This window comes from Sphingomonas sp. Leaf242 (assembly GCF_001422045.1).
Lineage (GTDB): Bacteria > Pseudomonadota > Alphaproteobacteria > Sphingomonadales > Sphingomonadaceae > Sphingomonas.
Genome location: NZ_LMLW01000001.1, coordinates 794724 through 817505 on the forward strand (window position 1 = coordinate 794724; position 22782 = coordinate 817505).

The following is a 22782-nucleotide window of genomic DNA, read 5'->3' on the forward strand; positions in this document are numbered from 1 at the left end:
AGGAGCCCCACGCGCAGCGTTCGTGATTCTGGGCTCCCGCTTTCGCGGGAGAACGGTCAAAGGTCAGGCAGGCAATTCCAAAATCCGCTTGGCAATGATGTTGAGCTGGATCTCGCTCGTCCCGCCCTCGATCGAGTTCGCCTTGGTGCGCAGCCACGACCGCGGGATCGCCCCGCCGCGCGATCGATCGCTGTCCCATTCGAGCGCATCCGATCCGCCCGCCGCCATCATCAATTCGTACCGACCCTTGTTCAGCTCGGTCCCGTAATATTTCATCATGCTCGGCTGAGCCGGATGCGCCTTGCCCGCCTTCAGCTCGTCGATGAACCGCTCGGACATCGCCCCGAACGCCTTCGCGCGCACCTCGAACAACGCGATCGACGCGCGCAGCAACGGATCCGCCAGCCGCCCGTCATGCCCAAGACCCACGGTCGCGATCGCCCCGTCGATCAACGGATTGCCGCCGCTCGACGCCAGCCCCATCCCCGAGATCATCTCGCGCTCATGCCCGAGCAGGTATTTCGCGACGTCCCAGCCCTTGTTCTCCTCGTAGACGCGGTTGACCTTGGGCACCTCGACATTGTCGAAGAACGTCTCGCAGAACGGCGAATTGCCGCTGATTAGCAGGATCGGCTTGGTCGAGACGCCCGGCGACGCCATGTCGAACAGCACGAAGCTGATCCCGCCCTGCTTCGAGGTCTTGTCGGTGCGAACGAGGCAGAAGATCCAGTCGGCCTTGTCGGCGTAGGAGGTCCACACCTTCTGCCCGTTGACGAGATAATGGTCGCCCTTGTCCTCCGCCGATGTGGCGAGCCCGGCAAGGTCGGACCCCGCATTCGGCTCCGAATACCCCTGGCACCAGCGGATTTCACCGCGCGCGATCTTGGTTAGGTGATCGAGCTTCTGCTCCTCGGTACCGTATTTCAGCAACGCCGGCCCGAGCATCGAAATCCCGAACGAATTGAGCGGGTTGCGCGCCTTTATTGCCGCCATCTCTTCACGCAGGATCTTGGTCTCGGCGGGCGACAAACCGCCGCCGCCATAGGCCTTGGGCCAGTCGGGCACCGTCCAGCCCTTGGCCGCCATCTTGTCGAGCCACTCCTTCTGCGCAGGAGTCGAAGGCTTGAACTGGCGCCCGCCCCAGCAGACGTCGTCCTCCGAGCGCACCGGCTTGCGCATCTCGGGCGGGCAATTCTCCGCGAGCCACGCGCGGGTTTCGGACCGGAAAGTATCGAGGTCGGACATCGGATCAGCTCCTGCTTAGTCGATTGCACAGCGCGGCGACGGCGATCGCGTCGTGGTCGCGGTAACGGTTGGTGATGACCTGCACGCCGATCGGCAGGCCGCGCGGGTCGGTCCCGACGGGCACGCTGGTCGCGGGGAGATTGGGGAAGGTGGCGAGGCCTGCCCAGGCGAACTGGACGCCGAACGGGGTATCCTCGCTGTCGATCGACAGCGTGCGCCGCGCGACGTTGCGCTCGGCGATGTGCGGGAAGGCGTTAACGCCGCTCGCCGGCGCGATCACCGCGTCGAACTGCTCGAACAGCGCACCCCAGGCGCGTTGCATCCGCGCCTGCGAATCGAGCAGGTCGAACCAGTGCGACAACGTCGCGACCTTGCCGTCGCGCGCAGGTCCGCCGCGGGTCATCGCGATGCCGAGCATCCGCATATAGTCGGCGTGCTGAGCAGCGAGGTCGATCGGCGGGGGTGCGCTTGAAATGATGGCGCCGGCCGCGGCGAGGGCATCGCCGACGCGCCCGATTGCGCCGACGATCGACGAATCGACGCGTGCCGAGGGATGCGCGGTGAGCAGCAGGATGCGTGGTCGGGCTAAGTCGACGGTCGCGCGCGGCAAGGGGATGTCGGCGAGGATGGCCAGCGCAACGGCCAGATCCTCGGGATTGCGCGCGAGCGGTCCGATCACGCCGAGAGCCGCACTCGCCCCATCGGTGTCGGGCACGCGGTGGCCGATATCGGACAAGGCGCCATAGGTCGGCTTGTGCCCCCAGACGCCACAGAACGCGGCCGGCACGCGGATCGAGCCGCCGATATCGGAGCCGAGCTCGAGCGGTACCATGCCCGATGCGAGCGCCGCCGCGGCACCACCCGACGATCCGCCGGGCGTCAGCGTCGGATCGAGCGGATGGTTTGTCCGGCCATGGATCGGGTTATCCGCCTGCCAGTCGCTCAACCGCACCGGCACGTTGGTCTTGCCGAGGATCACCGCGCCCGCCGCCTTCAGCCGGGTGACGGCGACGGCATCGCGGTCGACGATGTTGTCGCGGTGGACCCCGACGCCCCAGCTGGTCGGCAGGCCGGCGACGTCGAACGATTCCTTCACCGTCATCGGCACGCCGAACAGCAGCCGGTCGTCCGGACCCTCGGCATCGAGCGCCTGAGCCGCCTCTCGCGCCCGGCCAAAATCGCGCACGACGACGGCGTTGATCGCACCGTCGCGCGCCTCGATCCGCGCAATCGCCGCCTCGCACTCGGCGAGCGCGGTAGTCTCGCCCGCACGGATCGCCGCCGCGGTCTGGAGCGCAGACCGCTCCATCAGCGATCGACTACCGGCAAGAAACGACCGAGACCGATCACTTCAGTCGACCACCCGATGCCGCGGCATCCTTCAGCGACTTCGCCACCGGGAACCCATATTTTTCGAGCCCCGCGACGACCTTCGGCAACCCCTCGGACTGCGCCCAGAACATCGGCCCGCCGCGGTACACCGGCCAGCCGTACCCGTAGATCCACACCACATCGACGTCCGACGCACGTTGCGCCTTGCCCTCTTCGAGGATCAGTGCGCCCTCGTTGACCATCGTATAAAGCGTCCGCACGACGATCTCCTCGTCGCTGATCTCGCGCGGCGTCACGCCCGACTTCTTGCGGAAGTCGTCGATAATCTCGGTTACCCGTGGAGAGTTCGATGGCGTCCGCTTCTCGTCATAGTCGTAGAAGCCCGCCTTGGTCTTCTGGCCCCAGCGGTTCTCCGCCGCCAGCGCGTCGCGGATGTTCTCGATCCGGCTCGGGTCGCGGTGCCAGCCGATGTCGACGCCCGCCAGGTCGCTCATCTGGAACGGCCCCATCGGCATCCCGAACGCGACATGGACCTTGTCGATCTGCTCCGGGCTCGCGCCTTCGAGCAGCAGCTTGGTCGCCTCGACCTGCCGCGGCATTAGCATGCGGTTGCCGATGAACCCGTAGGTGACGCCCGCCACCACGGCGACCTTCTTGATCTTCTTGGCGAGCGCCATGACCGTCGCCAGCACATCGTCCGCGGTCTTGTCGCCGCGCACGACCTCAAGCAATTTCATCACGTTGGCGGGCGAGAAGAAGTGCATCCCGACCACGTCCTCGGGCCGCTTCGTGCACGCCGCGATCGCGTCGATATCTAGATATGAGGTGTTCGACGCCAGGATCGCGCCCGGCTTGGCAATCGCGTCGAGCTTGGTGAAGATCTCCTTCTTCACCTCCATCGTCTCGTACACCGCCTCGATGATCAGGTCGCATCCGGCGAGATCGGCGAAGTCGAGCGTCGGCTTCAGCGCGCCCATCGCCTGCTCGACCTGCTCGGGCTTCATCCGGCCCTTCGCGGCGGTCGCCTCGTAGTTCTTGCGCACCACGCCGGTGCCGCGGTCGAGCGCGTCCTGCTGCATCTCGACGATCGTCACGGGGATACCCGCGGACAGGAAGTTCATCGAGATGCCGCCGCCCATCGTGCCCGCGCCGATCACGCCGACGCGCTTGATCTCGCGAAGCTTGGTGTCGGCGGGGACGTCGTCGATCTTGGCCGCCTGGCGCTCGGCGAAGAAGATGTGGCGCTGTGCGGCCGACTGCACGCCCATCATGAGCTTCATGAACTCCTGGCGTTCGAACGCGATGCCCTCTTCGAAGCTGGAGCCGTCCGCAGCCTTCTCGACGCAGGCAATGTTGGCGGCCGGCGCGTCGAAGTTCCGGAAACGGCGCGCATTCTCCTTCTTGAACGCGGCGACCGCATCGGGATCGGCCTGCGCGGTCTTCTCGGACGCACGGGGCAGGGGGCGCTTGGTCGCGATCTCGCGCGCGAACGCGACGGCATCGGCCTCGAGCGAGTCCTCACCGACGATCTTGTCGATCAGCCCGGCGTCGAGTGCCTTCTTGGCCGAGATCGGATCGCCCTTCGCGGTCATCTCGAGCGCGAGCTTCACGCCGGCGATCCGCGGAATACGCTGCGTGCCACCCGCACCAGGCAGCAGGCCGAGCTTCACCTCGGGCGTACCGATCTTCGCCGACGGGACGGCGACGCGGTAGTGGCAGCCGAGCGTGACCTCGCAGCCGCCGCCGAGCGCAGTACCGTGGATCGCCGCGACGACGGGCTTCGACGATGCCTCGATCATGTCGACGACGGTCGGCAAGCCCGGCTCGACCATCTCCTTGCCGAACTCGGTGATGTCGGCGCCCGCAAAGAACGTGCGGCCGTCGCAGCGGATCACCATCGCGGTGATGCCGTCGTCGTTCACGCCTTCCCTAATCGCCGCTTCAAGGCCCTGGCGGACCGCGGCGCCAAGCGCGTTGACCGGCGGGTTGTTCGAGATGATGACGAGCACGTCGTCATGGCGTTCGGTGCGGATCGGCGATGTCATCGTCTATTCTCCTTGTTCTCCTGCGAAAGCAGGAGCCCAGGGCCACATCGGCAGCCCTGTGTGATACTGGACTCCTGCGTGCGCAGGAGAACGGAAACTCAGGTCATCGCCGCGTAGATCATCGTCTTCAGTTCGCGGCGGATGGGATAGAAACTGCTCGGCGAAAGCTGCGTCATGAACACCATCGACAGGCGCTCGACGGGGTCGACGAAGAACGCGGTCGAGAACATTCCGCCCCAGTAGAACTCGCCCTTCGACCCCGGCACCATCGTCTTCGCGACGTCGTCAGTGATCGCGAACCCGAGCCCGAAGCCGGTGCCCGCGTTCGACGCCTCGCTGAACAGCGACTTCGACATGGCCGCGAGATCGGATTTTCCGGGCAGATGGTTCTGCGTCATCAGGTCGAGCGTCTTGCGCCCTAGGATGCGCGCGCCGTCGAGTTCGCCACCGTTCAGCAGCATCGTATTGAACCGGTGATAATCGAGCGCGGTCGAGACGAGCCCGCCGCCGCCGGAAACGAGCTTCGGCTGCCGGCTCCACGCACTCTCAGTCCCGCGATCGTACATCACGCGGCCCTTGCCCGGCGCGAGCGTGTAGCAATCGGTCAACCGGTCGAGCTTGTCGGCAGGAACCTGGAAGAAGGTGTCGTCCATCTTAAGCGGCGCGAAGATGCGCTCCCTGAAGAACTGGTCGAGCGGCAGGCCCGACACGCGCTGCACGACCGCGCCGAGCACGTCGGTCGCGACCGAATAATTCCACGCGGTGCCAGGCGAGAATTCGAGCGGAATCTTCGCCAGCGCGCCGATGAAGCCGTCGAGGTCATACCCGCCGTGCCAGCCCTCGATCTTGCCCTCGCGGTACGCGGCATCGACGTTCGACCGGTTCTGGAAACTATAGGTCAGCCCCGAGGTGTGGCGGAGCAGGTCGACCATCCGCATCGGCTCGGCGGTCGGCCTGGTCACGAAGGGCACGCCGCCACCGCCGCCATCATAGACGCCGATATCCTTGAACTCGGGCAGCACGTGGTGGACCGGCGTATCGACCGCAACGAGGCCCTGTTCGACCAGCATCATGAACGCGACCGAGGTGATCGGCTTGGTCATCGACGCGATCCGGAACAGCGATCCTTCGTCGACGCTCTTGCCGCCCTCACGCGCCGCGCCCGCGTTCGAGAAATGGACGATCTCGCCGTCCCGCGCGATCAGCAATTGCGCATTCGGCAGCTTGCCCGAATCGATATAGCGCGTCCGGAGGAGCGTATCGATCGCCGCCAATCGGCTCGCATCGAAGCCGTGCGCGGCAGGTTCAGCGATTTTCACGATTCGACCGTCCGTGCCATGACCCGCTCCATACCCCTAGTTCGAACTTGGTGCCTCTATTGCCTTGAGTGCGGCATGAATCAACTATAACCTGTCTTCGAACAGGCGATAAGCCAAACCCGAAATTCAACTCTGGAGTCAACCGGTCTTGGCAAGCGAACCGATCATCGCACTCGATCCCTCCTGGCCGGCGATGTCGCTCGCCGATGCCGAGCGAATGCTGACCGCGCCCGGCGCGAAGTTCGAGATGGAGACGCTGACGATCGACGGCATCGAGACGCGCGTCTGGAAGAACGCGCCGCCGTCGTTGCGCTGGCTGGCCGAGGCGGCGCGCGCGCATGGCGACAGGGTCTTCACAGCGTATGAGGACGAGCGCGTCACCTACGAGGCGAACTTTCGCGCGATCGCCGTGCTGGCGCACCGATTGCGCGAGATGGGGATCGGTCCCGGCGAGCGCGTCGCGCTGGCGATGCGCAACCTGCCCGAATGGCCGGTCGCGTTCTTCGCGGGCGCGAGCATCGGTGCGATCATGGTGCCGCTCAACGCGTGGTGGACCGGCGCGGAGATGGAATACGGCCTCGCCGACTCGGGCGCGCGCGTGCTGATCACCGACGACGAGCGACATCACCGGCTGGAGACGGCGTATGCGACGCTGCCGGCGCTGGAGCACGTGTTCGTCGCGCGCGCCGCCGAGCCGCTGACGGGGATCGTGACGCGGCTGGAGGACGTGATCGGCACTCCGCACGACTGGGCTGCGCTACCCGACGTAGGTCTGCCCGAGGCGACCATTGCGCCCGACGACGACGCGACGATCTTCTACACCAGCGGCACCACCGGCGCGCCCAAAGGGGCACTCGGCACGCACCGCAACATGATGTCGAACATCATCTCAGGCGGCTATTCCTCCGCCCGCTCGTTCCTGCGGCGTGGCGAGGCACCGCCCGAACCGACGCCGCGCGTCACGCTGACGGTGATTCCGCTGTTCCACGTCACCGCCTGCTCGGCGGGGATGATGGGGGTGATCGCGACCGGCAGTACGATGATCTTCATGCGGAAATGGGACACGATCCGCGCGATGGAGATCATCGAGCGCGAGAAGGTCAACATCACCGGCGGCGTGCCGACCATTGCGTGGCAGTTGCTCGAGCATCCCGACCGTGGCCGCTACGACCTCTCGTCGCTCGAATCGATCGCCTATGGCGGCGCGCCTGCGGCACCGGAACTGGTGAAGCGCATCTATGCCGAGTTCGGCGCGATGCCCGGCAATGGCTGGGGCATGACCGAGACGATGGCGACCGTCACGCACCACGGCGGCGAGGATTACCTCAACCGCCCGACCAGCGCGGGACCACCAGTCGCGGCGGCCGACCTGAAGATCATGGCGGACGACGGCGTGACCGAGATGCCTCTGGGCGAAATCGGCGAACTCTGGGCACGCGGCCCGATGATCGTGAAGGGCTACTGGAACAAGCCAGACGCGACCACCGCGACCTTCGTCAACGGCTGGGTCCGAACCGGCGATCTCGCCCGGCTCGACGACGAGGGGTTCTGCTACATAGTCGACCGCGCCAAGGACATGATCATCCGAGGCGGCGAGAACATCTATTCGAGCGAGGTGGAGAACGTCCTCTACGCGCACCCGGCGGTGACCGACGCGGCGCTGATCGGCATTCCGCACCGGATGCTCGGCGAGGAGCCGGCGGCGGTGGTCCATCTCGCACCGGGGGCGGTGACGACCGAGGCGGAGTTGCAGAGCTGGGTGCGGCAACATCTGGCGGCGTTCAAGACGCCGGTTGCAGTGCGCTTCGTGCATGAGACTTTGCCGCGGAATGCGAACGGGAAGATCATGAAGAAGGATCTCCAGGCGCTGTTCGAGGACCGGGTGGGGGTGTCCACTTAGGAGACCGTACCTGATATTACTCCGTGATCCTGACGAACGTCAGGATCCAGGGTAACGGAGGGCAGCGCTTTTTTGGCTCTGGGTCCGGACTTTCGTCAGGATGACGAAGAGCGGGTGTCTCCGGATCAAGACATGATCGGACATGACGCGCTCTTTTCGAGGAATTCCATCGCGCTGGCACCGCGCGCCGCTTGAATGCCGGCCGGGATTACGGGATGGGAGTGGCAAAGGAATTGCCATGATGGACGAGGGTCTTCGCGAGGAAACGCATCAGCCGCAGGGCGGGGACGGCGTCGTCGCGGAAGGTCCGCCGGCCGAATGTGCGTTTGGGTTGCCGATCGCGGTCGGGGTCGAGGATGCGATGCGGATCGCGCAGCGTCGCGATCGGTTGCTCGCGGCGCTGACGCTGACCGCTGGCGTGGGCCTGATCCTCGCGACGCCGTTCGCGCTGAAGTCGGGCGCGGAGTTTTTCCTACCGCTCACGATCGCGCTCGTGATTTCCGTCGCGCTCGTGCCTGTGCTGGAATGGCTCGAACGGCGCCACGTGCCGTCGCCACTCGCCGCGATCCTCTGCATCCTCGTGTTCCTGATCGCCGCGAACATCGCGATCGCCGCGATCCTCGTCCCTGCGACCGACTTCTTTCGACTGTTGCCGACACGGTTGGACCGGATCCAGAGCAACCTCGCACCGCTGCTCGACCTGTATTCGAGCCTCGAGAAATACGTGAACAAGACGCTGCGGCAGGTCGCGTCGACGCCGATCAAGCAGCCGGCGACCGCTGGCGTCGCCGCGCCGGGCTCGATCCTCGAACTTGCGGCGACGTCGGCGCCGGCGGTTATCGTGCAATTCCTGTTCGGCGTGCTGATCGTGTTCTTCTTCCTCTCGGGCTGGACGCGGATGCGGCGGCAGACGATCACCGGGCGGACCAGCTTCGACGGGGCGATGGCGACCGCTCGGGTGATCCAGGATATCGTCGACGACGTGTCGGCGTATCTCGGGACGATCACGCTGATCAATATCGTGCTCGGGATCGTCACCGGGACCGCGTTGTGGTTCATCGGCATGCCGTATCCGGCGATGTGGGGCGGGATCGTCGCGCTGCTCAATTACATCCCGTATTTCGGGCCGGTGATCGGTGCGTTCCTACTCGCGCTGGGCGGGCTGATGACGTTCTCGGACATCTGGATGGCGATGCTGCCGCCGGCGCTGATGTACGGGCTGCATCTGGTCGAGGCGAACGCGATCACGCCGTTCGTGGTCGGGCACCGGTTGACGATCAGTCCGTTGCTGATCCTGATTTCGCTGAGCTTCTGGGGATGGGTGTGGGGCACGTCGGGCGCACTGCTCGCGGTTCCGCTGCTGATCATCATCCAGACGATCGTGAAGGCCGCTGGAAAGCCCGACATCGCCGGGTTCCTGTTCGAGCACGGGACGCTGGTGCAGCCCAAGACCGGACGCAATCGCCGTCGTGGCGACCCGCCCGAGGCACAACGTGAAACTGGCGGATAATTTGGGTTGACGGTATCCGAACCCTCGCCTAGTTGCCGCCTCCACGCTGTTTCAGCGGGTGTAGCTCAGTTGGTTAGAGCGCCGGCCTGTCACGCCGGAGGTCGCGGGTTCGAGTCCCGTCACTCGCGCCATCGTTTGCCCTGACCGGGTAGATGGTTCGAGATAGTGTTGAGGTTTTGACGAGCCTTCCCGCGTGTCCTTTGGGGCGCTAGGGTTCGTCATTGGGAATGCGGGTGTAGCTCAGTTGGTTAGAGCGCCGGCCTGTCACGCCGGAGGTCGCGGGTTCGAGTCCCGTCACTCGCGCCACCCTATTGGGGTGGCCGAGACCCTTTTTAGATTTTGGATGCAGAGAGCATTCCACCCCATACCGTTCGTGCTGAGTAGAGACCGAGTAGCTTCGTCAGAAGCGTATCGAGGGCTCGTATCGAAGCATGTGTTACGCGCGCCAACCTGTCCTTCGGTACGACCTCTCGATACGCCGCCTTCGGCGACTACTCGATGGCTACTCAGGACGAACGGTGGGGGGGCGGACGGAACGCGTCGGGTCAGGGAGACGGTAGTGGGGGTGGAGCGCATCGGCGCAGGGAGCCGACAGGTGGGCTGGGTTACCGCCCGAGCTCCATCCACCGCAGGACCGGCTTCAGCGGTGCGATCCAGATCAGGCCGGTGAACAGGTAGAACACCAGTTGCCCCAGCCAGTGCCAGCTGCCGACGATGTTCGACAGGCTGACGATTGCTACGCACCATACCAGGATCAGTAGCAAGATGCCGAGCATGCCGACGGGTTTGCGCCAGGTTGGCGTCATGGCGTGATCCAGTCTGATTCGGTGGCGATGGCGTGGAGCGGGACGTCCCACGGGTCTGGGGTCAGCGTGTCGACTTCCTGCACCGACAACGCAACCCCGACGCGCCAGGCGTTCGGGTGGGCGAGGAAGGCGCGGTCGTAATAGCCGGCGCCCTGGCCGATCCGGTTGCCGCTGCGATCGAAGCCGACGAGCGGCGTGAGGATGATGTCGGGTTCGAGTTCGGCGGCGTCTGCGGCGGGCTGGTGCAGCCCGAACGGTCCGGCGATCAGCGCCGCCTCGGTTGCCCATGACAGGAAGCGCATCGGCAGCGACCGGCGGACGACATGCGGCAGGGCGATGACGCATCCGGCATCGACCGCGGCGCGCGCGAAGGGCGAGGGGTCCGCTTCGCCCCCGAACGGGACATACGAGGCGACCGTCAGTCCGGGTTTCAGCCAGTCAAGGAACGCCGACGGCACCGGAAGCTCGACCGGCGGGCGCGCTTCTCGCGCGGCGCGGAGCGAGGCTCTGAGCGCGCTCTTGTCGGTCATGCGCTTGCGACCCTGAGATAGGGGGAGGATGGTGGTGTGGCGGGCCCACCATGGCCGTGTGCCGGGTTATCCACTGACGCACGGTACGTCAGGTGGGGACCATGTGCTTCGGACCAGGATCCTAACAGGGACAGCCCCCTATGGATGATGAATAGCCTCAGGGATAATAAAGGCTCGTACCGGGCAGAACCCGCCACAACCAATCTAGGCGTTGGGCGGGCTAAGCTCAAGGGGCGTGCGTTCGAGAACCTGGGCGAGCCCTTCGAGACGATCGGCGATCCGGGTAAGTGCGATCTCGCTGACTGCGGAGCCTTCGGGTGGCCGGTGCGCGGCTTCGTCGAGGTCGTCGGCGAGCATCAGCGCGACGAACAGCATCGCGCGCTCGGCGCTGAGACCGCCGGCCGCGCGGTCCGCGGTCGCCCAGCGCTCGGCGACCATCGCGCCCAGCAGCCGCACGCGCGACTCTTCGCCGTCACGGCAGGCGACGGCGTGGGGACGGCCGCCGATATCGAGCATGACCTGGGCCATCAGTTGGGGCTCCCGCGCGTGATGACGTCGTCGAGCGCGGCGACGGCTTCGGCCATCCGCGCCTTGAGGGCGGCGTGGCGCTTGGCGAGCGCGTCGCCGGCTTCGGTGCGGGCTGCAATGGCGGATTCGATCCGTGCGATCGCGGCGTCGATCCGTTCGACGGCAGTTGGTCCGTCGGGAAGTGTTTCTGACATGCCATGCGAGATAGCATGGACGGGGGGTGCGACAAGTCGGTTTAGGCGAAACCCATCACCATCCACGGTGTTGACAGGGCGCCCCACCGCCCCGCAAAGGCTGCGCGCCCGGAACGGACTCGCGGGCGTAGCGGAGATACAGCAATGACGGTCAAGGTTGCGATCAATGGTTTCGGGCGCATCGGCCGTCTCGTCGCCCGTGCGGTACTCGAACAGTCGAACGGCGCACTCGAACTCGTCGCGATCAACGATCTCGGCGATGCCAAGTCGAACGCCTGGCTGTTCAAGCGTGACAGCGTGCACGGCAAGTATCCGGGTGAGGTTTCGGCCGAGGGCAACGAGCTGGTCGTCGACGGCAAGCGCATTCGCGTTACCGCCGAGCGCGACCCCGCCAATCTGCCGCACGCCGAGCTGGGCGTCGACATCGTCCTCGAATGCACCGGCTTCTTCACCGACAAGGCGAGCTGCCAGAAGCATCTCGATGCGGGTGCCAAGAAGGTGCTGATCTCGGCGCCTGGCAAGAACGTCGACCTGACCGTCGTTTACGGCGTCAACCACGACAAGCTGACCGCCGAGCATACGATCGTCTCGAACGCGTCATGCACCACCAACTGCCTCGCGCCCGTCGCCAAGGTGCTGAACGATGCGATCGGCATCGAGCGCGGCCTGATGACGACCGTGCATGCGTACACCAACGACCAGAAGATCCTCGACCAGATCCACCCGGATCTGCGTCGTGCGCGTGCTGCGGCGATGTCGATGATCCCGACCACGACGGGGGCCGCGCGTGCGGTTGCCGAAGTGCTGCCGGAGCTGAAGGGCAAGCTCGACGGTTCGGCAATCCGCGTGCCGGTGCCGGACGTTTCGCTGATCGACCTGACCTTCACCCCGTCGCGCGATACGACGCGTGAAGAGGTGAATGCGGTGCTGAAGGCGGCCTCCGAGAGCGGCCCGCTGGTCGGCGTGCTCGACTGGTCGGACGAGCCGCTCGTCTCGATCGATCTCCAGCATACCCCGGCGTCGTCGACGATCGACAGCCTGGAGACCGCGGTGATCGACGGCAAGCTGGTCCGTGTCGTCAGCTGGTACGACAACGAGTGGGGCTTCTCGAACCGCATGGTCGATACGGCCACGGCGATGGCGAAGTTCATCTAAGCTCGCGATCTATGCGTCCCCTCTTCCGTTCGCTTCGAGCGCAGTCGAGAAGTCGTTTCCCGTGACAGATGGTGTCTCGACTGCGCTCGACACGAACGGGGAGGGAGCGGTGGCTCAGGCCCCGGCCTCGACGACAGTCGGCACGATCGCCGGGATCGCTCGCCACGCCCGCGCCAAAGCCCCTATGGAGGTCATCGACGATGTCGAGATCACCATCGAGGCTGGTCTGCACGGCGACTTCCGCGGTCGCGTGAAGCCCGGCGGCAAGGGGCGGCGGCAGGTCACGTTGCTCGAACGTGGCGACTGGGACGCCGCGATGGCCGAAGTCGGGCGCGATATTCCGTGGTACGAGCGCCGTGCGAACCTGCTCGTCGACGGCTTCGATCTTCCCCAGATACCCGGCACGCGGCTGCGCATCGGCGCGGACGTCGTCCTGGAGGTGACGCGCCATACCGATCCGTGCGACCGCATGGATGCACTGGCGCCAGGATTGTTCGCCGCGCTGACGCCGGACTGGCGGGGCGGGGCGTGTACCCGAGTTTTGATGGGCGGCAGAATCGCCGTCGGTGATGAGATCAGGATCGAAGAACCATGACCAAGCCATTCAAGACGCTCGATGATATGGGCGATGTCCAGGGCAAGCGCGTGCTCGTGCGCGAAGACCTCAACGTGCCGATGGCCGAGGGTCGCGTCACCGACGATACCCGTCTGCGCGCCACCGTCGCGACGGTTGGCGAACTCGCCGACAAGGGCGCGATCGTCCTCGTCCTCGCGCATTTCGGCCGTCCGAAGGGGGTGCCGAGCCCCGAATTCTCGCTTTCGCAGGTCGTGAAGCCGTATAGCGAAGTGCTCGGCCGCGAAGTACGCTACATCGACTGGGAAGGGGCGGATGACGCCGTCGCTACGCTCGAACCCGGCGATATCGCGGTTCTGGAGAACACGCGCTTCTTCGGCGGCGAGGAGACAAACGACGCGGCGGTCGTCCAGCGGTTTGCAAGCCTTGGCGATCTCTACGTCAACGATGCCTTCTCGGCTGCGCACCGCGCGCATGCCTCGACCGAGGGTATTGCCCACGTATTGCCCGCCTTTGCCGGCCGGGCGATGGAAGCCGAACTCGATGCGCTCCAGAAGGCGCTTGGCGAGCCCGAGCATCCGGTTGCGGCGGTCGTGGGGGGCGCGAAGGTGTCGTCGAAGCTCGACGTGCTGCGGCATCTCGTCACCAAGGTAGATCATCTGATCATCGGCGGCGGCATGGCGAACACCTTCCTCGCGGCGCGCGGGGTCGATGTCGGTAAAAGCCTTTGCGAGCATGATCTTGCGAGCGTTTGCGAACAGATCATGGAAGCTGCGGACAAGGCGAACTGCACCGTCCACCTGCCGTACGACGTCGTGGTCGCCAAGGAGTTCAAGCCGAACCCCGCCACCCGTACGGTCAACGTGCACGAAGTCGCCGCCGACGAGATGATTCTCGACGTCGGTCCGGCTGCGGTCGAGTCGCTCGGCGACGTGCTGAAGAACTGCCGCACGTTGGTATGGAACGGCCCGCTCGGCGCGTTCGAGACGCCGCCGTTCGACAAGGCAACCGTCGCGCTCGCCAAGACCGCTGCGGCGCTTACCGAAGGCGGTTCACTCGTCTCGGTCGCGGGCGGTGGCGATACGGTTGCGGCGCTCAATCACGCGGGCGTCGCGGATGCGTTCACCTTCGTCTCGACGGCGGGCGGCGCGTTTCTCGAGTGGATGGAAGGCAAGGACCTCCCCGGCGTCGCGGCGCTGACGCGTTAAGGCGCTGGTTCCCGCAGCAACGGGACCAGCAAGGTATTGAGTTCATTCAGGTCGAACGCGCCGGCTTTCGCATAGCGAACCATGCCGGCGCGATCGATGATGTAGTTGGTGGGGAGGGCGCCCATCACCGCGAACGGTCCCTTGATTCGCCGCGCCGACGGGATCGTCATCGCGGCGAACAGGGGTTTCAGCTTGAACGCAGGCAGCGAATCCTCCGTCGCCACTGCGAACACGCGCAGGCCGTTGTCCTTGCGAATGCGGTAATAGCTGTCGAGCAGCGGAAGCTCCGCCTTGCACGGCCCGCACCATGTCGCCCAAAAGTTCAAGACGACGACCTGTCCGTGCAGATCGGCACTGCGCACCTTGGTCCCGTCGATCAACGTCAGTTCGAACGGCGGCGCTGGTTCGCCGATCTTGACTGCGGCCGTCGCAGCGGAGGCGATCGCGATCATCGCGCATGCGACGACGCTTTGCATAATCTTCATTTGCCCGCCCCTGTGCCGTCCGCCCCGTATTTCGAGAGTGTCGGCGTCGAGAGATCCAACGTCAATTACCAGGTTTGCAGTGCAGCCGGGGTTGATCCTCGACACCCGCCCACCTATGTTTAACATGTTAAACGGAGACTCGGATGCTCGGCGTCAGGCTCGATAGCGAACTCGAAGAGCGACTCGCGGCGGTTGCGCGCACCCAAGGGCGCAGCAAGAGCGATATCGCACGCGAAGCCGTACGACGCTATGTCGAACGCCACGACGAGGCTTTCCTTGCCGAGGCTAAGCGGCAGTCGCTCGCGGCGGCGGCACTTGGCTGGGCCGAAGAAGACGACGCATGGGAGCGGTTGGGTGTGGCTTGGGATGATCCGGAGCCTGCCAGCAATCGCCGTGATGCCGCCGAATGAAACGCGGTGACATTGTTACTATTGCCGACGCCAACGCAGGGGACTTTGCCAGCAAGCCGCGCCCGGCGCTCGTCGTTCAGACCAACGCGTTTCTTCAGGATCACGACAGCGTGACGGTCTGTTTGATTACCAGCCAGCTTGCCGGCCTGGGCATGTTCCGCATACCGATTGCGGCAAATCCCGATACGGGACTCTTCAAGCCGAGCGAGATCTGTATCGACAAGGTTCAGTCGGTCTGGCGGCATCGCGTCGGCCGACGGATCGGTAATGCTTCCAACGAAACCATGTTTGCGGTTGATCAGGCACTGCGCCGATGGCTGGAACTTTAAAATATTGAGAAAGGACTTACCCATGACCTCCACGATCACTCCGCAAGTCAAAACCATTCTCGACAAGTACGAAGCCACCAGTTCGGCGGTGAAGGCGAACCTCGCGCGCATCCTGATGCAGGGCAAGCTTGGCGGCACCGGCAAGCTCGTGATCCTACCGGTCGACCAGGGCTTCGAGCATGGCCCGGCGCGCAGCTTCTCGGTCAATCCGGCGGCGTACGACCCGCATTACCACTATCAGCTCGCGATCGACGCAGGGCTCAGCGCCTATGCGGCGCCGCTCGGGATGCTCGAAGCGGGTGCGGATACGTTTGCGGGGCAGATCCCGACGATCCTGAAGTGCAACAGCTCGAACAGTTGGGCGACGACGATCGACCAAGCGGTGACGGCGACGGTATCCGACGCGGTGCGGCTCGGGTCGGCGGCGATCGGCTTCACGATCTATCCGGGCGCGGACCAGTTCTTCGATCTCGTCGAGGAAATCCGCGAGCTGAGCGAAGAGGCGAAGTCGGTCGGCATCGCGACCGTCATCTGGTCTTACCCGCGGGGCGGCGAGCTCACCAAGGACGGCGAGCTCGCTTTGGACGTCGGCGCCTATGCCGCGCACATCGCGGCGCTGCTCGGCGCGCACATCATCAAGACCAAGCTGCCGACCGCGCATATCGAGCAGAAGGAAGCCAAGCAGCTCTACGCGAACACCGACTGGTCGAAGCAGTCGGACCGCGTGAAGCATGTCGTCCAGTCGAGCTTTGCCGGGCGTCGCATTAACGTCTTCTCGGGCGGCGCGTCGAAGGGCGAGGACGCGATCTTCCAGGACGCGCGCGACATTCGCGACGGCGGCGGTAACGGCTCGATCATCGGCCGCAACACCTTCCAGCGTCCGCGCGACGAAGCGCTGGCGATGCTCGACCGGATCATCCGGATCTACAAGAACGAGGAGTAAGCCTCGGTTTGCCTGCGCGTCACTCTGGTCCTGCGCCGGGGTGACGTGGCGGATATGAGCGGCTAGGGGGGCGGACATGACCGAATTCGAAGATCCGCTGGGCCCGCTCGATCCCAATTTCGCCGAGAATTTCCGCCGCGACATACGTAGGCCGGCTTGCCAGCTTTATCTGGTGTCGCCGCTGGACGTCGGTGGCGACTTTCCGGAGCGTCTTGCTCGGGCGCTCGACGCCGGGCCGGTGGCTGCGTTCCAGTTTCGCGTGAAAGATATCGATCAGCATGCAGCTGCGGCGCTGGGCGAGCCGTTGCGCGCGATCTGTGCCGAGCGCGATGTCGCGTTCATCGTCAACGACGATATCGGGTTGGCGAAGCGGCTCGATGCTGACGGCGTGCATCTCGGGCAGGACGATGGCGATCCGCGCGAGGCGCGGGCGCAGCTTGGGCCCAATGCGCAGATCGGCGTGAGCTGTCACGGCAGTCGTCATCTGGCGATGGAAGCGGGCGAGGCTGGGGCCGATTACGTTGCGTTCGGGGCGTTCTATCCGACGACGACGAAGGTCGCGACGCATACCGCCGAGCCGGTGATCCTGTCCTGGTGGTCGACCTTGTTCGAGATGCCTTGCGTCGCGATCGGTGGCATCACGCCGGAAAACGCCGCGCCGCTCGTGGCGGCTGGCGCGGACTTCATTGCGGTGTCGGGCGCCGTCTGGGGCGGCGACGAGGTCGCGGCCATCAAGGCCTTCGGCGAGGTTCTCGCCCGGCGCTGAGATCGCGCTGAACCGTTGGAAACAACCGTCGTCCCGACCGTTTGATGCACGAGCGTAACGGTTTGGGATGACGGGCATGACGGCATTTGTGACGAAAGCTTCGGTTCTTGCTGCGTGCCTGTTCGGGGGCGCGTCGCCCGCGTTGGCGCAGACAGAGCCGGCCAAGCCCGTACCGATCGATCGCAATATCCTGCACGTGCAGGTGATCCTCGACCATCTCGGCTTCGGGCCGGGCGTACTGGACGGTCGCGGCGGGCAGTCGTTGGTCGCCGCGCTGAAGGGGTTCCAGGAGGCGAAGGGGCTGCCGGTTACCGGCAAGGCTGACGCGCGGACGTTGCAGGCGCTGTATCCGTACCGCGCCGCGCGGCCGACCGTGACGGTCGCGCTGACGCCGGAGATGCTGGCGGGGCCGTTCGTCAATCCGTTCCCGAAGGATCCCGCCAAGCAGGCCGAACTGCCGTCGCTGGGCTACAAGACAGTCATGGAGAAGCTCGGCGAGATGTTCCACACGACGCCGGCGGTGATCCTCGCGCTGAACTCGCCGACGACGAAGCTGTCGCCGGGGACGAAGGTGGTGTTCCCCAACGCGCTGCCATCGTCGCGCGCCTATGATCCAAAGCTGAAGCCGGACTGGATCGCGACGCTCACCATGCTGAATGTCGACGCGGTGCAGCCTAAGGCGGATCATGTCGTTGTCGACAAGTCCGACGGTGTGCTCCGCGTTATGGACGCTAACGACAAGCTAATCGCGCAATTCTCGGCGACGATGGGATCGAGCCACGATCCGCTGCCGCTCGGTACGTGGACGATCAAGGGTTCGGATTACAATCCGAAGTTCCATTTCAACCCGGCGCTGTTCTGGGATGCGAAGAAGGGGCAGCAGAAGGAGATGCTGCCGCCGGGGCCGAACGGTCCGGTCGGGGTGGTCTGGATGGATCTCTCTAAGCCGCATTACGGCATTCATGGTACGCCAAACCCCGAGACGATCGGACGTGCGGAGAGCCATGGCTGTATCCGCCTGACCAACTGGGATGCGGCGCGGTTGTCGATGATGATCAAGCCGGGGACCAAGGCCGTGTTCCAGGCCTGAGGCGATGACGCGGACGTTCTGGATCATTCTCGGGCTGATCGTGGTGGCGATCGGCGCGTTCGCCTCGATGGTGTCGTTCGGCAGCAGCGGTAGCGGCATCGAGCGGCGGATACCTTGGCGCAAGCCGGTGCCCGCCGCGGAGGGTCCCACTGTTTCCGTGACGCCGGGAGCGCTGGCCATCCCCGTGGCTGGCGTGTCGCGGAAAGCAATTGCGGACAGCTGGAACGATGCGCGGGGCGGCGGTCTACGCGGCCATCATGGCACCGATATCATGGCACCGGCTGGCACGCCCGTGGTCGCGGCCGCGCCGGGGCGGGTCGAGAAGCTGTTTCAGAGCGGGCTTGGCGGGATCACGCTGTACGTGCGTTCGCCCGACCGGCGCTGGACCTATTATTATGCGCACCTTGCCGGGTACGCGGCTGGCATCCGCGAGGGGATGCCGGTCAAGGCGGGCGATACGCTCGGCTATGTCGGCGACACCGGCGATGCGGGTGCGGGCAATTACCACCTGCATTTCGGGCTGACCAAGATGCAGCCGGGTGAGCGCTGGTGGCAGGGCGAGAACGTGAACCCGTACCCGCTGCTTGCCGGACGCGAGCGCGCCCGTTAAAGCCCGCCGCTTCGGGTTTCCGCAGAGCCACGCCTTGATGGCCATGCTTGGCGGACGGCCCCTAGCTCTTTCCAGCAGGAATCGGTCATGAAGATCAACGCGGTCGAGATTCGTCCCGGCAACATTCTTGAATATGAGGGCGGCATCTGGCGCGCCGTCAAGATTCAGCACACCCAGCCCGGCAAGGGCGGTGCCTATATGCAGGTCGAGATGAAGAACCTCATCGACGGCCGCAAGAACAACACCCGCTTCCGCTCCGCCGAGAGCGTCGAGAAGGTGCGGCTCGAGACCGTCGACTTCCAGTTCCTGTTCCGCGAAGGCGACATGCTGACGTTCATGGACAAGATCAATTACGAGCAGATCTCGCTCGACGCCGACATCCTGGGCGACGCCGCGGCGTTCCTGCAGGACGGCATGGACGTGGTGATGGAGCTCTGGGAAGAGCGGCCGATCTCGGTCCAGCTGCCTGATACGATCGAGGCGCTGATCGTCGAGGCGGATGCCGTCGTGAAGGGGCAGACCGCCTCGTCGAGCTACAAGCCGGCGGTGCTTGAGAACGGCGTCCGCGTGATGGTGCCGCCGCATATCGGCGCTGGCACGCGGATCGTCGTCGATGTGTACGAGCAGACCTACGTTAGGCGCGCGGACTAAATTCCCCTTCCGCTTGCGGGAGGGGTTAGGGGAGGGCCTTCTTCCAGCTTCGCGTATCGGTTCAAGCCCTCCCCCGACCCCTCCCGCAAGCGGAAGGGGAGGAGATTTCTAATGCCTAGCCATTCCGGCATCATGACCGTCATCGAGCGCGCAGCCCGCAAGGCAGCGCCGCGCCTGCGCCGCGACTTCAACGAGGTCCAGCAGCTCCAGGTGAGCCGCAAGGGTCCAGCCGACTTCGTCAGCCAAGCCGACCAGCGCGCCGAGCAGACGATCTTCGAAGAGCTCAGCCACGCTCGTCCCGACTGGGGCATGCTCATGGAGGAGCGCGGCGAGGTCGCGGGCGATCCGAACAAGCCGCGGTTCATCGTCGATCCGTTGGATGGGACGTCGAACTTCCTCCACGGCATCCCGCATTTCTGCATCTCGATCGCGGTCGAGGAGCCGATGGCGAACGGCAAGCGCGAGGTCACGACTGCGCTCGTGTATCAGCCGCTGACTGATGAGAGCTTCTGGGCGGAGAAGGGGCGGGGGGCGTGGCTCACCGACCAGCGTCTGCGGGTGTCGTCGCGGCGTGATTTGTCCGAATCGCTGATTGCTACGGGGATTCCGTTCCTCGGCCACGGCGACTTCGCGCAGTGGAGCCGGATTTTCGGTGCGGTTGCACCTGAGGTTGCGGGGATCCGTCGTTTGGGTGCTGCGGCGCTCGATCTGGCGTGGCTTGCGGCTGGACGGTTCGATGGGTTCTGGGAGTCGAACTTGAAGCCTTGGGACGTTGCTGCGGGCATGTTGCTGGTGAAGGAAGCCGGCGGCTTCGTCACCGACTTCCGCGGTGGCGACCGTGCGATGGAGCGCAACGAGTTTCTTGCGGCGAACGACGCGCTGCATTCGCGGCTGCATAAGCTGGTGGCCGGCGCACTGCGTTAAGGCTAGCTGTTCGTAACGGACGGCCGGGCAGATCGGCACCCTTCTTCCGTCATCCTGACGAAAGTCAGGACCCAGAGCCAATAGGGTTGCCGTTTGTAACCCTGGATCCTGACTTTCGTCAGGATGACGAGGAATGGGGGAGGGTATCGAATTCTCCACCTTCGGGGTGGAGGATCGTTAAGTTGTTCCGTCATGCCGGGCTTGTTCCGGCATCCACCGTTTCGCAACCTCTCCCACCGTTGGTTTGCAGCACCGTGGCCCCCGGAACCAGTCCGGGGTGATGGAGAGGGTTTGGCGATGTTGCGCTATTTGCAGCACCCCCGGCTGTAGCTGGGCACGTCAAGTGCAGCCGTGCACGCCGAGTAACGCATGTTTCCCGCCACCCCGGCCCCTCCACTTGCGAGTGATTCTCACACCCTCCACGCCTTGCCCATCACCCCCCATCGGCCTAAAGCGGGCCCGTTCCGTTCGCACTTGCGAGAAGCAATTTGGTCGACCTGTCGCACTATCTTCCGATCCTCCTGTTCCTCGGGATCGCCATCGCATTGTCGAGCACGTTCGTGTTCCTGCCGATGGCCGTCTCGCGCCTCACGGGATCGCACAAGCCTACGCCCGAGAAGCTCAGCGAATACGAGTGCGGCTTTCCCGCATTTGAGGATCCGCGGAGCCAGTTCGACGTACGCTTCTACCTGATCGCCATCCTCTTCATCATCTTCGACCTAGAGGCCGCGTTCCTGTATCCCTGGGCCGTCTCGGTCTTCACGCTCGGCTGGACCGCGTGGATTTCGATGATGATCTTTATCGGCGAATTGGCTCTTGGCCTCGTCTACGCATGGAAGAAGGGAGCACTCGATTGGGAGTAGAGCTTCAGCCCGCACCCGGTTCGCCCAGTTCGCTGGTGCCACCCGACCAGGGCTTTTTCGACGGATTGAACGGTGAGCTGACGGACAAGGGTTTCCTCGTCACGTCGACCGAGGAGCTGTTTCAGTGGGCCCGTACGGGCTCGCTGTGGTGGATGACGTTCGGGCTCGCCTGCTGCGCGGTCGAGATGATCCACGTTAACATGCCGCGTTACGATCTGGAGCGCTTCGGCGCCGCACCGCGCGCGTCGCCGCGCCAGTCGGACGTGATGATCGTTGCCGGCACGCTCTGCAACAAGATGGCGCCTGCGCTGCGCAAAGTCTACGACCAGATGTCGGAGCCTAAGTACGTGATCTCGATGGGATCGTGCGCGAACGGCGGCGGCTATTATCATTACAGCTACAGTGTCGTGCGTGGCTGCGATCGGATCGTGCCGGTGGACATCTACGTCCCCGGCTGCCCGCCGACGGCTGAGGCATTGCTGTACGGCATCATGCAGTTGCAGCGGAAGATCCGGCGGTCCGGGAGCATCGAGCGTTGAGGGCTCCCGCACCAGCTTACACGTCGAACGACGGCGTGATCGACAGCGCCCGCGCGGCGCTCGGCGGCATGTTGCTCGACGCGGTCGACCATGTCGGCGAAGTCGCGCTGCACGTTCGGCGCGAAGACCTGTACGACGCGATGATCGCGCTGCGCGATACGCCGGGGCTTGCCTACCAGCAGCTCATGGAGATCGCTGGCGTCGACTATCCGGATCGCCCAGAGCGGTTCGAGGTTGTTTATTGCATGTTGTCGCTCACGCGGAATCACCGCCTGCGCGTGCATGTCGCGACCGACGAGGAAAAGCCGGTGCCGTCGGTGACGGACATCTGGCCGGTCGCCGGCTGGCTCGAGCGCGAAGTGTACGACATGTACGGCGTGCTGTTCAGCGGCAATCCGGACCTGCGCCGCATCCTGACCGACTATGGTTTCCGCGGTCATCCGCAGCGCAAGGACTTCCCGCTGACCGGGTATGTCGAGCTGCGCTATTCGGAAGAGTCGAAGCGCGTCGTGTACGAGCCCGTGCAGCTTGCGCAGGATTTCCGCACGTTCGATTTCATGAGCCCGTGGGAGGGCGCGAACTACGTGCTTCCGGGTGACGAGAAGGGCGCATTGCCAGAGGCCAAGGGTGCGCCGACGCCGCTCAAGGCTGACACGATCGTGAAGGCGGACGCGGCGCAGTCGCCTACCCAGGCGCCGACCGAACCCAAGAGCACCGAGTCGACCGCACAAACGGGCGCCGGCAAGTCGGAGTCCGATGCGACGCCGAAGCCTGCGAACCCTGACGTGGTCCCGACCAAGGGTGGAGGACAGAACCAGTGAGTCTG

The 22782-nt window shown here is 65.0% G+C and carries 25 protein-coding genes and 2 tRNA genes; 18 read left to right on the top strand and 9 right to left on the bottom strand.

Annotated features, from left to right (window positions below; translation table 11 throughout):
- Positions 1-63: 63 nt before the first annotated feature.
- The 4 genes from ASF09_RS03745 to ASF09_RS03760 all read right to left on the bottom strand — a co-directional run bounded on the left by ASF09_RS03745 (position 64) and on the right by ASF09_RS03760 (position 5941).
- Positions 64-1245 (bottom strand): acyl-CoA dehydrogenase family protein, encoded by a 1182-nt coding sequence (locus ASF09_RS03745; RefSeq protein ID WP_060524673.1) that lies wholly within the window; start codon positions 1243-1245, stop codon positions 64-66.
- A 4-nt stretch (positions 1246-1249) separates the two neighbouring features.
- Positions 1250-2554 carry an amidase family protein gene (locus ASF09_RS03750; protein WP_060524675.1) on the bottom strand — a complete coding sequence of 435 codons (1305 nt, stop codon included), beginning with the start codon at positions 2552-2554 and terminating at the stop codon, positions 1250-1252.
- Between the two features lie 37 nt (positions 2555-2591).
- Positions 2592-4622: a 3-hydroxyacyl-CoA dehydrogenase NAD-binding domain-containing protein gene (locus tag ASF09_RS03755; RefSeq protein WP_060524677.1), complete on the bottom strand. Its 2031-nt coding sequence runs from the start codon at positions 4620-4622 to the stop codon at positions 2592-2594.
- Positions 4623-4720: 98 nt separating this feature from the next.
- On the bottom strand, positions 4721-5941 hold the full coding sequence (locus tag ASF09_RS03760) for a serine hydrolase domain-containing protein (RefSeq protein ID WP_060524678.1): 1221 nt from the start codon (positions 5939-5941) through the stop codon (positions 4721-4723).
- Between the two features lie 193 nt (positions 5942-6134).
- Here ASF09_RS03760 and ASF09_RS03765 point away from each other — a divergent pair, with 193 nt between their 5' ends.
- The 4 genes from ASF09_RS03765 to ASF09_RS03780 all read left to right on the top strand — a co-directional run bounded on the left by ASF09_RS03765 (position 6135) and on the right by ASF09_RS03780 (position 9657).
- Positions 6135-7841, top strand: a complete 1707-nt coding sequence (locus tag ASF09_RS03765) for a class I adenylate-forming enzyme family protein (protein WP_060524986.1) — start codon at positions 6135-6137, stop codon at positions 7839-7841.
- A gap of 361 nt (positions 7842-8202) precedes the next feature.
- A complete protein-coding gene (locus ASF09_RS03770; RefSeq protein ID WP_093398070.1) occupies positions 8203-9351 on the top strand; it encodes an AI-2E family transporter in 1149 nt (382 codons plus the stop codon).
- 54 nt (positions 9352-9405) lie between these two features.
- Positions 9406-9482: transfer RNA gene (locus ASF09_RS03775), tRNA-Asp, on the top strand.
- A 98-nt stretch (positions 9483-9580) separates the two neighbouring features.
- Positions 9581-9657, top strand: a tRNA-Asp gene (locus ASF09_RS03780).
- A 299-nt stretch (positions 9658-9956) separates the two neighbouring features.
- Here ASF09_RS03780 and ASF09_RS03785 read toward each other — a convergent pair.
- The 4 genes from ASF09_RS03785 to ASF09_RS03800 all read right to left on the bottom strand — a co-directional run bounded on the left by ASF09_RS03785 (position 9957) and on the right by ASF09_RS03800 (position 11409).
- Positions 9957-10157 carry a DUF2842 domain-containing protein gene (locus ASF09_RS03785; protein WP_056048481.1) on the bottom strand — a complete coding sequence of 67 codons (201 nt, stop codon included), beginning with the start codon at positions 10155-10157 and terminating at the stop codon, positions 9957-9959.
- The gene (locus ASF09_RS03790; protein ID WP_060524680.1) at positions 10154-10687 is read right to left on the bottom strand and encodes a 5-formyltetrahydrofolate cyclo-ligase; all 534 of its coding nucleotides are present in this window, start codon (positions 10685-10687) and stop codon (positions 10154-10156) included. The genes ASF09_RS03785 and ASF09_RS03790 overlap by 4 nt, the downstream gene beginning before the upstream one ends.
- A gap of 204 nt (positions 10688-10891) precedes the next feature.
- Complete coding sequence (locus ASF09_RS03795) at positions 10892-11215, bottom strand: cell division protein ZapA (protein ID WP_060524686.1); 324 nt, start codon at positions 11213-11215, stop codon at positions 10892-10894.
- Positions 11215-11409: a hypothetical protein gene (locus ASF09_RS03800; protein WP_181321090.1), complete on the bottom strand. Its 195-nt coding sequence runs from the start codon at positions 11407-11409 to the stop codon at positions 11215-11217. Before ASF09_RS03800 ends, ASF09_RS03795 begins: the two co-directional genes overlap by 1 nt.
- Positions 11410-11553: 144 nt before the next feature.
- Between ASF09_RS03800 and gap the strand changes: the two genes are divergently transcribed.
- The 3 genes from gap (at position 11554) to ASF09_RS03815 (ending at position 14346) form a co-directional block, all read left to right on the top strand.
- A complete protein-coding gene (gene gap / locus ASF09_RS03805; RefSeq protein WP_056048489.1) occupies positions 11554-12564 on the top strand; it encodes a type I glyceraldehyde-3-phosphate dehydrogenase in 1011 nt (336 codons plus the stop codon).
- A gap of 184 nt (positions 12565-12748) precedes the next feature.
- Positions 12749-13159 (top strand): MOSC domain-containing protein, encoded by a 411-nt coding sequence (locus ASF09_RS03810; protein ID WP_060524688.1) that lies wholly within the window; start codon positions 12749-12751, stop codon positions 13157-13159.
- Positions 13156-14346 carry a phosphoglycerate kinase gene (locus ASF09_RS03815; RefSeq protein ID WP_060524689.1) on the top strand — a complete coding sequence of 397 codons (1191 nt, stop codon included), beginning with the start codon at positions 13156-13158 and terminating at the stop codon, positions 14344-14346. The genes ASF09_RS03810 and ASF09_RS03815 overlap by 4 nt, the downstream gene beginning before the upstream one ends.
- On the opposite strand, the gene ASF09_RS03820 is transcribed toward ASF09_RS03815, so the two are convergent.
- Complete coding sequence (locus tag ASF09_RS03820) at positions 14343-14822, bottom strand: TlpA family protein disulfide reductase (protein ID WP_156359192.1); 480 nt, start codon at positions 14820-14822, stop codon at positions 14343-14345. The two genes, ASF09_RS03815 and ASF09_RS03820, sit on opposite strands and share 4 nt — an antisense overlap.
- A gap of 152 nt (positions 14823-14974) precedes the next feature.
- Here ASF09_RS03820 and relB point away from each other — a divergent pair, with 152 nt between their 5' ends.
- The 11 genes from relB (at position 14975) to ASF09_RS03875 (ending at position 22777) form a co-directional block, all read left to right on the top strand.
- Positions 14975-15241 carry a type II toxin-antitoxin system RelB family antitoxin gene (relB, locus tag ASF09_RS03825; RefSeq protein WP_060524692.1) on the top strand — a complete coding sequence of 89 codons (267 nt, stop codon included), beginning with the start codon at positions 14975-14977 and terminating at the stop codon, positions 15239-15241.
- Positions 15238-15570: a type II toxin-antitoxin system PemK/MazF family toxin gene (locus ASF09_RS03830; RefSeq protein WP_060524694.1), complete on the top strand. Its 333-nt coding sequence runs from the start codon at positions 15238-15240 to the stop codon at positions 15568-15570. The genes relB and ASF09_RS03830 overlap by 4 nt, the downstream gene beginning before the upstream one ends.
- Positions 15571-15592: 22 nt before the next feature.
- Entirely contained in the window at positions 15593-16513 is a 921-nt protein-coding gene (locus ASF09_RS03835; RefSeq protein ID WP_060524696.1) for a class I fructose-bisphosphate aldolase, read from the top strand.
- A gap of 76 nt (positions 16514-16589) precedes the next feature.
- On the top strand, positions 16590-17279 hold the full coding sequence (gene thiE / locus ASF09_RS03840) for a thiamine phosphate synthase (RefSeq protein WP_060524698.1): 690 nt from the start codon (positions 16590-16592) through the stop codon (positions 17277-17279).
- Positions 17280-17355: 76 nt separating this feature from the next.
- Positions 17356-18369, top strand: coding sequence for a L,D-transpeptidase family protein (locus ASF09_RS03845; protein WP_060524990.1), 1014 nt, complete (start codon positions 17356-17358; stop codon positions 18367-18369).
- A 4-nt stretch (positions 18370-18373) separates the two neighbouring features.
- Complete coding sequence (locus ASF09_RS03850) at positions 18374-18979, top strand: M23 family metallopeptidase (protein WP_060524700.1); 606 nt, start codon at positions 18374-18376, stop codon at positions 18977-18979.
- Positions 18980-19066: 87 nt separating this feature from the next.
- Positions 19067-19630 (top strand): elongation factor P, encoded by a 564-nt coding sequence (gene efp, locus ASF09_RS03855; RefSeq protein ID WP_056482276.1) that lies wholly within the window; start codon positions 19067-19069, stop codon positions 19628-19630.
- Between the two features lie 111 nt (positions 19631-19741).
- Positions 19742-20554, top strand: a complete 813-nt coding sequence (locus tag ASF09_RS03860; protein WP_060524702.1) for an inositol monophosphatase family protein — start codon at positions 19742-19744, stop codon at positions 20552-20554.
- A gap of 488 nt (positions 20555-21042) precedes the next feature.
- A complete protein-coding gene (locus tag ASF09_RS03865) occupies positions 21043-21417 on the top strand; it encodes an NADH-quinone oxidoreductase subunit A (RefSeq protein ID WP_056048518.1) in 375 nt (124 codons plus the stop codon).
- Positions 21408-21956, top strand: coding sequence for a NuoB/complex I 20 kDa subunit family protein (locus ASF09_RS03870; RefSeq protein ID WP_056058310.1), 549 nt, complete (start codon positions 21408-21410; stop codon positions 21954-21956). Before ASF09_RS03865 ends, ASF09_RS03870 begins: the two co-directional genes overlap by 10 nt.
- Positions 21953-22777, top strand: a complete 825-nt coding sequence (locus ASF09_RS03875) for an NADH-quinone oxidoreductase subunit C (RefSeq protein ID WP_060524704.1) — start codon at positions 21953-21955, stop codon at positions 22775-22777. The genes ASF09_RS03870 and ASF09_RS03875 overlap by 4 nt, the downstream gene beginning before the upstream one ends.
- The last annotated feature ends 5 nt before the right edge of the window (positions 22778-22782 follow it).